Annotated in this window: 10 protein-coding genes and 1 other RNA gene; 4 read left to right on the plus strand and 7 right to left on the minus strand. The window is 32.3% G+C overall.

Annotated features, from left to right (window positions below; all coding sequences use genetic code 11):
• Together SFT90_00070 and SFT90_00075 are read right to left on the minus strand one after the other, a co-directional pair.
• The coding region (locus tag SFT90_00070; protein ID MDX1948881.1) for a hypothetical protein at positions 1–393 on the minus strand (393 nt) is incomplete at its 3' end.
• Positions 394–404: 11 nt separating this feature from the next.
• Positions 405–1,868 (minus strand): YdiU family protein, encoded by a 1,464-nt coding sequence (locus SFT90_00075; protein MDX1948882.1) that lies wholly within the window; start codon positions 1,866–1,868, stop codon positions 405–407.
• Positions 1,869–1,923: 55 nt separating this feature from the next.
• On the opposite strand from SFT90_00075, the gene SFT90_00080 reads away from it, so the two are divergent.
• Complete coding sequence (locus SFT90_00080) at positions 1,924–3,213, plus strand: M23 family metallopeptidase (protein ID MDX1948883.1); 1,290 nt, start codon at positions 1,924–1,926, stop codon at positions 3,211–3,213.
• A gap of 162 nt (positions 3,214–3,375) precedes the next feature.
• Here SFT90_00080 and SFT90_00085 read toward each other — a convergent pair whose 3' ends face one another.
• Positions 3,376–4,308: a hypothetical protein gene (locus tag SFT90_00085; GenBank protein ID MDX1948884.1), complete on the minus strand. Its 933-nt coding sequence runs from the start codon at positions 4,306–4,308 to the stop codon at positions 3,376–3,378.
• Entirely contained in the window at positions 4,305–6,575 is a 2,271-nt protein-coding gene (locus SFT90_00090; protein MDX1948885.1) for a glycosyltransferase, read from the minus strand. The genes SFT90_00085 and SFT90_00090 overlap by 4 nt, the downstream gene beginning before the upstream one ends.
• Positions 6,576–6,598: 23 nt before the next feature.
• Between SFT90_00090 and SFT90_00095 the strand changes: the two genes are divergently transcribed.
• The 3 genes from SFT90_00095 to ubiG all read left to right on the plus strand — a co-directional run bounded on the left by SFT90_00095 (position 6,599) and on the right by ubiG (position 7,932).
• Positions 6,599–6,940 carry a DMT family protein gene (locus SFT90_00095; GenBank protein ID MDX1948886.1) on the plus strand — a complete coding sequence of 114 codons (342 nt, stop codon included), beginning with the start codon at positions 6,599–6,601 and terminating at the stop codon, positions 6,938–6,940.
• 64 nt (positions 6,941–7,004) lie between these two features.
• Positions 7,005–7,101, plus strand: an RNA gene (gene ffs, locus SFT90_00100) — signal recognition particle sRNA small type.
• A gap of 117 nt (positions 7,102–7,218) precedes the next feature.
• Positions 7,219–7,932, plus strand: a complete 714-nt coding sequence (gene ubiG / locus SFT90_00105) for a bifunctional 2-polyprenyl-6-hydroxyphenol methylase/3-demethylubiquinol 3-O-methyltransferase UbiG (protein MDX1948887.1) — start codon at positions 7,219–7,221, stop codon at positions 7,930–7,932.
• Here ubiG and SFT90_00110 read toward each other — a convergent pair.
• The 3 genes from SFT90_00110 to SFT90_00120 all read right to left on the minus strand — a co-directional run bounded on the left by SFT90_00110 (position 7,929) and on the right by SFT90_00120 (position 11,669).
• On the minus strand, positions 7,929–8,747 hold the full coding sequence (locus SFT90_00110) for a DUF1365 domain-containing protein (GenBank protein MDX1948888.1): 819 nt from the start codon (positions 8,745–8,747) through the stop codon (positions 7,929–7,931). The two genes, ubiG and SFT90_00110, sit on opposite strands and share 4 nt — an antisense overlap.
• Complete coding sequence (obgE, locus tag SFT90_00115) at positions 8,716–9,744, minus strand: GTPase ObgE (protein MDX1948889.1); 1,029 nt, start codon at positions 9,742–9,744, stop codon at positions 8,716–8,718. The genes SFT90_00110 and obgE overlap by 32 nt, the downstream gene beginning before the upstream one ends.
• 62 nt (positions 9,745–9,806) lie before the next feature.
• Complete coding sequence (locus SFT90_00120) at positions 9,807–11,669, minus strand: hypothetical protein (GenBank protein ID MDX1948890.1); 1,863 nt, start codon at positions 11,667–11,669, stop codon at positions 9,807–9,809.
• Between the last annotated feature and the right edge of the window lie 6 nt (positions 11,670–11,675).

Consider the following 11,675-nt stretch of genomic DNA (forward strand, 5'->3'; position numbering starts at 1 on the left):
GATAAAATTTTCTAATTCTCCTCGCCAAATCTCCGCTTTTTTTATCGGCAATTTAATATCATTTAAGGCTGAAAAGTTAAGAGTTTCACAATTTTGTAGATTGATAGAAATTAATCTATCAAAATTATTCATATCTAAAACGGCTTCATTTAACGCCCTTTGAGATGAGACTAAACCAGTATTTCCAGCAAAAATAACTGCTGAAATTTTAAGCTGATTGAGAATTTTTATTGCAGATTGTAATTCATCTTTGTTGCTTGGAATTGTTGCAAATAAAGGCTTTGCAGACTCACCCCTTTCAATATTGATATATTTTTCAATAGAGTTTTCTTCCGCTGAAATTACTTTAAGCGAAGGGTTTATTTTCAAAATTTGTTCCTTAAAATTAGTCATAAGATTTACCCCTAACTACTACACGAAATGCAAATATCCTTTGACCAATCAGGCGGTGGGGCAGCATAAACTTCAAACTCCGCTTGTTCATCAAATGGTTTTTTTAGGATTTGCCTTAGTTTTTTAACCTCAGAATAATCTTCCGCGTATGTTGCTTGTCTGATTGCAGTTTCCGCAAGGTAATTTCGTAAAATAAACTTAGGGTTGATTTTCTTCATTTCTAATTCTCTTTCTTTTTCAAGCTTAGAGGGGTTTTTGTTATAATCCGCCCAGTTTTCAAGCATTATACGCTTTTTATATTTTTCTTCCCACTCTATAAAATATTCTGGCTTCTTAAACATTTTATGAAGGTTGGAATTTATTTCATTGATTTTAAGCTCACATAAATGTCTAAAGAAAATTGTGTAATCAACTTCAAAATCATTAAGTAATTGCATCAAGCCTTGAATGAGTTGTAAATCCTCAGGTTTTTTCTGTTTTAACCCAAGTTTTTGACGCATAATATCAATATATTCCCTAGAGAAAATATCAGAATATAAACTCAAAATTTCCTTCGCAAGATTAAGCGGAAGCACTGGCTCTAAACCATAAGAGAGTGCAAATAAATTCCAATGTGCAATTTGCGGTTGGTTCATATAGCTATATCGCCCAGTGTGATCAGAATGGTTTGGCACATAGCCATAATCAAAGCCATCAACAAAGCCATAAGGGCCATAATCAATACTTATGCCAAGAATGCTCATATTATCAGTATTCATAACGCCGTGAGTGAAGCCAAAAGCCTGCCATTTTGCCATTAATTTTGCGGTTTTATTCATCACTAAATAGAAAAATTTTTCATATTTATTTTGAAATGAAAGTGCATCTGGATAAAATTTTTCAATAATATAATCCGCTAAAATTCTAGTATTTTCTGGTTGCTTATTATGAGTGAAAAATTCAAAATGCCCAAACCGCACAAAACTTGGCGAAACACGCGTTACCATAGCAGCTTTTTCAACGCCTTCACGCATAACATTTTCATCACTGCCGATTAAACATAAGGCTCTAGTAGTTGGAATTCCAAGATAATGAAGGGCTTCACTGGCTAAATATTCCCTGATAGATGAACGCAAAACAGCTTTGCCATCACCAAATCTTGAGTAAGGGGTTTTGCCACTTCCTTTTAATTGAATTTCATATGAGGAATGATTTTTGGCGTCAATTTCACCAAGTAAATGAGCTCTGCCATCACCTAATTGTGGCACAAATGAGCCGAATTGATGTCCTGCATAAACTGAAGAAATAATTTCACTGCCACTAAATAATTTTTGCCCGCTGAAATATTCTTTTACCTCATTTTCATTAAGGTTTAAGCCTAATTCTTCGGCAAGCTCTGTGTTGTAATCAATCAAAATGGGGTTTTCAAAGGCTTCAATTTCAGTTTTACTAAAAAAATCCTTACCTAGTTTTGAATATGTATTTATAAACTTCATTTATATCTTATACTTTTTTTATAATATCATACACACAAATCTGGCAAATATGAAAATGTATTTTACTATAATATTTTTAATTTTATTTGCGTTTGATGCGAATTCTCAAACCTCAAGCAACCCAAATATCAGTAACATTAGAATTGATGGGAATTTTAACCCGGGCGGGTTGGGCGGAGAGCCAAATTTTGATGATAGAAGAAGGCCAAGTGCTAACCCAGAGAAAGCTCAGGATAAAAGTGAAATTATCAATCTTGAGAAGCAAAATGATGGCAACCAAGTAAAAATTATTCAAGCCGATAACCCCTTTGAGATTAAGCTCGGAAGCCAAAATTCTAACCAGCCTGAAGTTATTAATGTTGATGAGAATGGTAATAGCCAAGTTAATCAAACGGAGAATTTTAAGCCGTTTAATAATTATGAATTTACTAAGGAAAACTTAGCAAAACCAGCCAATACTTACGGCACAGATAATTATAATAATCCGCAAAGTGAGTTATATCAAAGGGCTAAGAACCCTAATTTTATTGATGCACAGCAACCCTCGCAAAAGTTTGAGGAGGTTAAGGAATCTTGCGATGACAGAAAGGAAATTTGTATAAAATATTTTATCTCGCCAGAGATTATTGTTTTTGAAGCAGCAAATAAATCGCCTACCACTAAAACAATTTCAATGATGATTTGGAATAGTAATTCTGTGCTGAAATATATGGTGAGAAGCCCAGAGAAAATTATTTTGCGAGGTAAAGAAAATATAAAAATCGCTGAAATCTATGTTAATCAAAATGGTGAGGAAGCTAGCTTCAACTTCAATTTCAAGGCTACAGATGGGTTTATTGATGCTATTCACGATAATTCTTATGTTTATGCTTTACCGTTTGAGCCGGGCAAAACTTTTAAGATGATTCAAGGTTATGGTGGAAAGTTTTCGCACACTGATGAAGAAAATTATTTTTCTTACGATTTCAGAATGCCAACCGGAACTCCTGTTTTCTCAGCTCGTGAAGGGGTGGTGGTGAAGGTGCGGGAATATTACGCAGATGGTGGGCTTGATGCAAGGCTTAGGGAGAAATCTAATTTCGTTCACATTGAGCATGAAGATGGAACTATCGGAATTTACGCTCACTTGGCAAGGGGCGGTGCGAGTGTGAATATAGGTGATTATGTTCAGAAGGGGCAGATGATTGGTTTTTCGGGCAATACTGGCTATAGTGGCTCACCGCATTTGCATTTTGCGGTCGCAAAGGTGAAGAAGAACGGCAAGATGCAATCTCTACCGATAAGAATGCAAACCCAAACCGGTGTTTTTGATAGATTAAAGGAAGGCGAGTATTTGGTTAGGTAGTTGGTTGATGGTTGATGGTTGATGGTCTTTGGAAAATATTCCTCCCCCTGTTTACGGGGGGAGGTTAGGTGGGGGGCTTGATTGGTTGATGGTTGATAGTTGATGGTTGATTGGTTTGCGATAAGCTTAAATCTTCTCCCTTAACCAGTTTATGTTTTATCATTAATTAAAAAAAGGGAAAATATTATTACTTGGTTGCAAATATATTATATTTTTCATACTCTTAATTTGCTCAATATCCTGTTTATATCTTAAAGAAAGTAGATCATATTCTTGATTGGAAAATAGGCTAGGTTTATTATAGCCTTGCTTGGTTGAAAAGTTTTTGGTTAAGAAGGCTCTAACTTTATTCTTGTCTTCTTTTTTTGATAAAATGCTATTTGCTGCTATAGCTATTTTTAGGGCTTCTTCTGAGTATGAAGGATTTATTTTTTTGTCTTGTATTAAATAGAATGATTTAGGATCAATATTAAATGCTATTTTTGATATAATTTTTTTCTTAAAATTATCATCGCTACTAAAGCTTTCATAATCCCATACTACAAGCTCTACATTTTTTGAGCTGTCTAAAATATTTTGCAAAATGCTTAACCAGCTTAAATTTTCTAAGACTTCTTTAGAAATAAAACTCTTAAAGCTATAAGAAACTCCCATCTTAACAAGCTGTAAATAGGCAGATTCAATAAAGCTTGCATAATTTCTAATACAAAAAAATATTTTTATTTTATAATTCTTTAACTCAGTATTGATAAAATTGAGGTACTTACCAACATCATTGTAAAGATATTTAGTTACTTTTAAGTTTAGTGAACCTGAAATTTCTTCATCAGAAATAATTATCTTATTTTTTAACAAATATTCATTTTCAAAACTTTTTAATTCCTTTCTAAGTTGGGTTGAATCTAGTTTTTGTAAATTTCCAGTTACCCCTTCAATTCTTCTTAAAATATTCCAGTTTAACTTTTTGGTATATTTAAGTCTTGAACAATAAAATATATTTTTATTTTCTAATAATGAAATATTTTTTTCTAAAGTTTCTTGAATGAAAGTGGTAGCTGTTTTATGAGCACCTATGTGTAAATTAATTTCTTTCATTTCGGATTACCTAATATTGGTTTAACTAGTTTAGAATCTCTAAAAAACTTAATCGGAGACTTCATTAGCTTTCGCAATTTTCTTCTTCTAATACTTAACTTATTATCATCATTTGTATTGCTTACTTTATTATTTTCTGCGATATTTTTTAATATTTTCTTTTTAGAAATTGATAAAAGTTCTTCGTTTGTAATCTGGTTTAATCTTCCCCAGAAATAAGAATTTTTTGAATTATTCAATAATAAATTAGAATATAAGTTTACTGACTTTCCATCAAAAGATATTCTTGGTAATTTTATATCGCTATAATCGTGAGCAGCTCTATCAGAGAATTTTTTTATTACATCGACTCCACTAAAAAATGAATATTTTTCAGTAATAATCCAGTTCAAGTAATTTATTACTTTTTCTGATAAATTATCTATTTTGTATCTTTTTTTTAAGAAATCCTTGATATCATCGATTGACTTAATGCTTTTTGCTAAACCAGCTTTTGAGTAAAATGAGTTTCCTAGAGTATAAACTGGCTTGTTATGTATTGCAGATAATAACCCAACGCCTGAATTATAACATAAAGTTGCATCTGAAATATCGATTAACTTATGGACATTAATATCATCTACAATAATAATATTTTTTCCTTTCTCATTAATTTTAAGATTTGTGAGGGGGTGATTTTTAATTAAAAATAAAATATTCTCGTTTAACTTTGCAAATTCTAATAGTTTTTTAGTAAATTCTTCATACTTTATGTAGCCATAATTATAATATGTAACTGCCATATCATTATGCAACTGAAGAGGAATAAAAATTTTCTTACCTTCAAAGCTGTGAATTTTATTTATTTTACTATTTTCATCATTAGCCTTTGGGTTTTTTTCAAGTGTTACTTCTCCTTTTTTAATTTCTTCAATATACTCTTGAATTATTTGTCTATTTTGTAAATTAGGTGAATACTTGTCTAAGTTAATATTTATGTAATCTTTATCGTTGTAAGCTACCGTGTTTGAATAATATATTGTATTTGGTAACGCCCCTCTTTCAATTACAAGAGGTTTGATTTTAAGGCTGATTCCATAATCAAAAATTTTTCTTATATCTTTATGAGATTTCATGTAGGGGTTGAATATGCTAATAAAATCTATTTTGTTTTCTTTTATAAGTTTTTTGGCTCTGTTTTCTTCGTTCTGAGAATATTTATAAATCGGCATTAATTTATATCCAAGCGATCTTAGAAAAATAAAATATTTCCAGTTATTAAAATGTTCAATTAGACAAATAATATTTTTTTCTTTATGAATAAAATCTATTGAAAGCAATTTTTCGTTATTTTCTATATATTCGTTAAGTTCTTTATAGAACTTAGATCTTTTCCAGTCATTTGATTTTACCCAAGCTAAATTATTTGGTTTATCGTGATGAAGGTGAAAAGTTGCATACCCATTTATTTCAGCGTGGAAAGAAATAAGCGAGAAAAGTTGTCTAAAGCCTTCGTAGGTTTTTAAGCTATAAAAAGAAGATTTGAGTGGACCATAAAAGTCTTTATCAATTTTTTCTGGTTTTTTCCATATATCAGAAATTATTGCATATCTAATTAAAAACTCAAAATCTTCTGAGCCGTGTCCTCTAAAATTTTCATTATAACCGCCAACTACTTCAAATAATGTTTTATGGCAGAAAAAAATATTTGAATAAGGTGCAACAAAGTCAACAAGCTTATTTGAAAAATCTAAGGTTGCCTGAGTTTTTATTTTTATAAATTCTTGAGATTTTTTACTATTATCATTGTAATTATTAATAATATCAGTTGATTTTTTGCTAAGATGGTAAACTGGAAAATTCAACATCATCATTCTATTATTATGTAAGTCTAATGCGTTAGCATCTTTTACTAAGCGAGCAAATACATCCTTTTCAAAAAAACAATCTGCATCATTAAATAACACTAAATCTGTTTTTATATTTTCAAATCCTCTATTTTTTGCAATACTTGGGGAAAAAACTCCTTTATCATCTATGTAATGATATGTTATTCCCTTTTTTTTACATAAATTTTTTAATCTAATTTGATAATCGTCATTTGATCCAAAATCTACTAATAAAATTTGAGGTTTAGGTTCATAATAATCTGCTGTAAGCTCAATTCTATCAAATAGATATTCATTGAATTCGTGGATTCTAACTGCAATTAAAAGCGTGATATCATCTACTGAATAAATTTTGCTTTTATTGTATAACTTAGAAGCTATTTCTAATAAATTATTCATTACTAACCCCAAAATTAAAATTTATGCCGATACAAATAACAACAATTTTGCTTCTTGTCGCCTCAAATATATTCATGACTTTCGCTTGGTATGGGCATTTGAAATATAAATCTGCCCCCCTCCTATTAGTCATTTTTATAAGCTGGGCAATAGCTTTTTTTGAATATTGCTTGCAAGTACCTGCAAATAGGCTTGGTTCTAGCGTTTTTTCAGCAGTTCAGCTCAAAACCATACAAGAAATTATTACCCTGATTGTTTTTGCGGTTTTCTCAGTTTACTATCTGGGGCAGGAAATTAAGTGGAATCACCTGCTTGGCTTTCTTTTCCTTGTTCTTGCTGGGTTTTTCATCTTCAAAAAATGGTGATTTGGGTGGTGAAATATATTAAAACAATTTATATTGAATAATTTACAATTTGGCTTAATTATCCAGTTGGTCGTAGGTGGACGGAAAACCCGCTAACCCGGACAGATTCGAAAGAAAGCACCCGTAACGGAATTTTTTCGGGTCATCTACGGCTAACTAGTTATTTGGGCTTAGGGTTTGTCATTCTGAGTGTTAGCGAAGAATCTAGATCTTTCGCTTTGCTCAAGATGACAATATTTCAAAATCTAACCCCTTAGCCCTAACCCCCCAATCTCTCTATGAAATCAATAAACCCCCAAGAAATTGAGAAATTCTCTCGTATAGCTGATGAATGGTGGAATCCCAACGGCAAATTTAAGCCTCTGCACAAATTTAACCCCACTAGGCTAGAATATATTGTTAAAGTAATCTTTGAAAAACCATCAACCATCAACCATCAACCATTAACCATATTAGATATCGGCTGCGGTGGTGGGTTGCTTTCAGTGCCTCTTGCAAGGCTTGGGGCGAAGGTTACGGGCATTGATGCTTCTGAAAAGAATATTCAAGTTGCCTCACTTTATGCGGAGAGAGAAGAGATTGAGATTGAGTATCTCTGTACCTCTGCGGAAGAATTATCCGCCCAAAATCGCAAATTTGATGTTGTGCTTAATATGGAAGTGATTGAGCATGTGGCAGATGTAGAATCTTTTATGCAAGCTAGTTGTAACCTTGTTAAAGAGGGTGGTTTGATTTTAATCGCGACGCTAAATAGAAATTTGAAATCCCTCGCTTTTGCAAAAATCGGGGCGGAATATATCTTAAATTGGTTGCCAAAAGGAACTCACGATTGGAATAAATTCTTAAAACCTTCTGAAATTCATAATCTATTGGAAACTAATAATTGCAAGCCTCTTGAAGCAAAAGGTGTAACTTACAAGCCATTCAAAGATAAATTTGAACTCTCAGATGATTTATCTGTAAATTATATGATTCTAGCAAGGAAGGGTTAGTCTTGTGCCATACTAATTTTTTCTTCAATCTGCTTGGGTTTTCTAATATATTTTATACCCTTAAAAATTAATTTTATAGCTTGGTAGTGAATCAAAAAAATAGTTTTGAAGGTAATAAGAGGGTTTGAAATAATAGTTTTTCTAAGGTTTTTCTTATTTAGTGGAATAATTTTTCCATTCAGAGAAGTTATAAGATTTGCTTGGCTTTCATCATTAAAATAATCAATAATTATTGAAATTTTATCATCAATAATCTTAAAGCAAAATTTATAATAGCCCTCCCTTGTAAAAAAAGGTGAGACGAAAAAAAGTTTTTTGGCAGAGATAAAATCATCAGGCTTTATTTCAGAAAAATCTTCTTTGGTGCAAATATATGAGTGCGTTTCACCGAAGGTATTATTTACCTCAGAAATAACACATTTTAATTTTTCATCTTCATCAAAACACAAGAAAAAACTCACCGGATTAAACACAAAGCCGAGAATTCTTGGGTGAGTAACTAAAATTATTTTTGGATTTTTTATCTCAATATTATTTTCGCTAAGAATTTTGATAACCCAATTTTTGATGGGTTTTCCATCTCTTTCAGCGTGATCTTTATCATAAAAGCTTAAAAAACCAAATTTATTATATGGCAGAAAATCTTTTAGATTTTCAATTTCATCTAAAGGAATTGTTAAATAATAAACATTATAGACAAAGCTATTTACCCTAGGTGCAAACCTTTTATGCATTACCTTTGCATTGTAAATATTAAAATTATTTATCAGGTTATTTTGCAATTTATTCTTCAGCAACTGGTTTTTGTTCTTCAATTACAGCTTTATATTTATCAACCACTTCTAATAATTTCCTTTGAACATCAATAACGCCTTTTCCAGTTATGCCAGATATTGCAAAAACTTTACTTCCGCATTTTCTTTGCAAAGATTTTTGCATTTTAGAAATTTCATTTTCAGGGATTGCATCAATTTTATTTATGCAAACTACTTCCTCTTTCTCCGCAAGATTTTCACTATAATTTTTTAGTTCATTTCTAATAATTGTATAGTTTTTTAGGAAGTTTTCATCAGTGCCATCAACTAGATGTAGGATAACTCGGCTTCTTTCAACATGTTTCAAAAAGCGATGTCCAAGACCATGACCTTCTGAAGCACCTTCTATTAAACCCGGAATATCAGATATTACAAATTCTCTATTATCAACATAAGAAACGCCAAGTTGCGGTTTTAGCGTTGTGAAAGGATAATCAGCAATCTTTGGTTTTGCACGAGTGGTTGCTGCCAAAAAGGTTGATTTTCCAGCGTTTGGAAGCCCAACAAGCCCAACATCAGAAATTAATTTTAGCTTAAGCCAAACCCACATTTCCTGCCCTTTCCAACCCGGTGTTGCTTTTCTTGGTGCGCGATTAGTTGAAGATTTGAAATGCACATTTCCGAAACCGCCATCACCACCTTTTAGGAAAACCCCATCAAAAGATTCATCTAAAATATCCATTAGAAGGGTTTTTCCATCTTCCATAAATATTTGCGTTCCGATTGGGACATTCAAGATGATATCCTTGCCATCTTTACCATTTTTAATATTTCCTTTGCCATGTTCGCCATTATTAGCCCTAAAATGTTGTGTGTAGCGATAATCAATAAGTGTGTTTAAGTCTTTATTAATTTTGATGATGATATCACCGCCTCTGCCACCATCGCCACCATTGGGGCCACCAAATGGAACGTTAGCCTCTCTTCTAAAGGCAACACAACCATTTCCACCATCACCGCTTTTTACAAATATTTTTGCTTCATCAATAAAGTGCATATGCGGAAATATTTAGTATTTGTTCGTTAGTTTTTAGGTAATAGAAAATAGAACTATCTTAATTACTCATCATTAAAAAATTTTCTTTTGGTTTTACCAAATTTATCATAAAATTCCCTATCTTCAACGGTAATGCCTTGTCCTGGAACTATAGTTGGCTTGATTAAAATAACAGTTTCAGTAAGGTTAGTCTTCTTAATTACGCTTTTGAAAGCATTGCCAAATAGAGGAATTGAGCTAATACCTGGAACGCCTTGATCAGTGTTTTCGCCTTTATCTTCAAGTAAGCCACCAATCATCATGACATCGCCACTTTTAGTGCGAAGAACTGTATCAAGCTCTTTCACTTCAACTACTGGAATCCTAGAGTTAATTGCTGTTGAGCTATCTAGCCTATCTTTGATAAGAATTATACTTGGGTCATCAACTCTATCAGAAACTTTGGTAAGGGTAGGGCGAACATGCATTGTAATTTCATTTCTTTGCAGATCAATTGAAGGCTGGATTGTAAGAATCATACCGATTGGAACAGTTTTAATTTCACTTGAAATTGAAACATTTCTATTATCAACGCCACCAATGCCAGAATTTGTTTGTTGATCACCAAGGGAAACAGTAAAGTAAACTTCGTTCTTAGAAAAATTTAGAACAGCAGTTTGGTTATTAAGGGTGCTTATTCTAGGGTTTGAAAGGGATCTTGTAACGCCAAAAAGCTGAAGTAAATTTACAGAGTTTTGTAGAGTATTTCCCTCATTTCCAAATAACTCAGAAGGTAAAACAGAAAACTTAAATATATCAGATGTAGCATTGCTTACATTATAATTTAAGTTTAGAGTACCTCCGTCAACAAAATTTCCCCCTGCTGTAACTAATGACCAATTTATACCTGATGAATATTCATCTTTAAGGCTTACTTCTACAACTTTAGCTTCAATTAAAACTTGGGAGGTCATTGAAATGTGAATGCTATCTAAAAATTCCTTTATAGCATCATGTTGTTTTTGATTTGCAAGAATTGTAACTATTCCTGCGTTTCTATTAGCTGAAAGAATTGATGCACCATTTGGAGCAACCATTCCAGCCATACTCATTCCCATTCCTCCTGCACCACCCTGACCGCCTTGCATTCCACCACCCTGCATTCCACCACCCATCATACCGCCCTGCATTCCGCCTGCTCCAGCTTGTTGTTGTATTCTTTTACCTTTTTCATCTCTTTGAACTTCTTGGCCATAAACATTGAGTATTTGGAAAATACCCATTTCTAAATTGCCCCAAAAATTACCATCACCGCCAGTGATAGTTAAATTGTTAGATGAACCACTATTTACTGATGCATTAGCACCGCCAGTTGCACCACTGCCACCAACTGAAATACTTGCATTAACATTTGAGTTTGCGGTTCTGGTTATATCCAACATATTAAAACGATATGTTCTTACAAAAGGATAATCTTTAGTGATTTTTAGAACGCCATTCTCAAATTTATAGTTCAAATCAGCCATTTTTGCGATTCTTTCAATAACCTCAGAAAATGGTTTTTCGTGAGCGATAAATATAATTTTACCATCAATATCTTGATCTATTTCAACATCAACCTCAGCTTTTCTGCATATTTCAAGCAGAACTTCTTTTAACGGAACATTTTCATTAACAGAAACAGAAACTAATTTGTTATTTTCTAATTCAAATTTCTTAGGGCTGGTTGTTAGATTTTTAATATCAGGTAACTTTAGAGTTGGCGATAATAAAGGCGGTAAATTTTTTTCTTTTTCGTTATCATTTTTAGGGCGTGTAATTTTCATATAATCTTCCCTGTCCAACTTGCGATAAGGGTCAATATAATCGCCCTTGTTTCTATCAAAATGCTTGCAAGAAGTTAAGAGGAGTGAGGCAAATAAGATATTTATTAATAATCTTTTCATCAAATT

The sequence above is a fragment of the Rickettsiales bacterium genome (assembly GCA_033762595.1).
Lineage (GTDB): Bacteria > Pseudomonadota > Alphaproteobacteria > Rickettsiales > UBA8987 > JANPLD01.

Coding starts and splice junctions, on each gene's coding strand:
- SFT90_00075 (MDX1948882.1), bottom strand. CDS start 1,868: ATGAAGTTTATAAATACATATTCAAAACTAGGTAAGGATTTTTTTAGT.
- SFT90_00080 (MDX1948883.1), top strand. CDS start 1,924: ATGTATTTTACTATAATATTTTTAATTTTATTTGCGTTTGATGCGAAT.
- SFT90_00085 (MDX1948884.1), bottom strand. CDS start 4,308: ATGAAAGAAATTAATTTACACATAGGTGCTCATAAAACAGCTACCACT.
- SFT90_00090 (MDX1948885.1), bottom strand. CDS start 6,575: ATGAATAATTTATTAGAAATAGCTTCTAAGTTATACAATAAAAGCAAA.
- SFT90_00095 (MDX1948886.1), top strand. CDS start 6,599: ATGCCGATACAAATAACAACAATTTTGCTTCTTGTCGCCTCAAATATA.
- ubiG (MDX1948887.1), top strand. CDS start 7,219: ATGAAATCAATAAACCCCCAAGAAATTGAGAAATTCTCTCGTATAGCT.
- obgE (MDX1948889.1), bottom strand. CDS start 9,744: ATGCACTTTATTGATGAAGCAAAAATATTTGTAAAAAGCGGTGATGGT.
- SFT90_00120 (MDX1948890.1), bottom strand. CDS start 11,669: ATGAAAAGATTATTAATAAATATCTTATTTGCCTCACTCCTCTTAACT.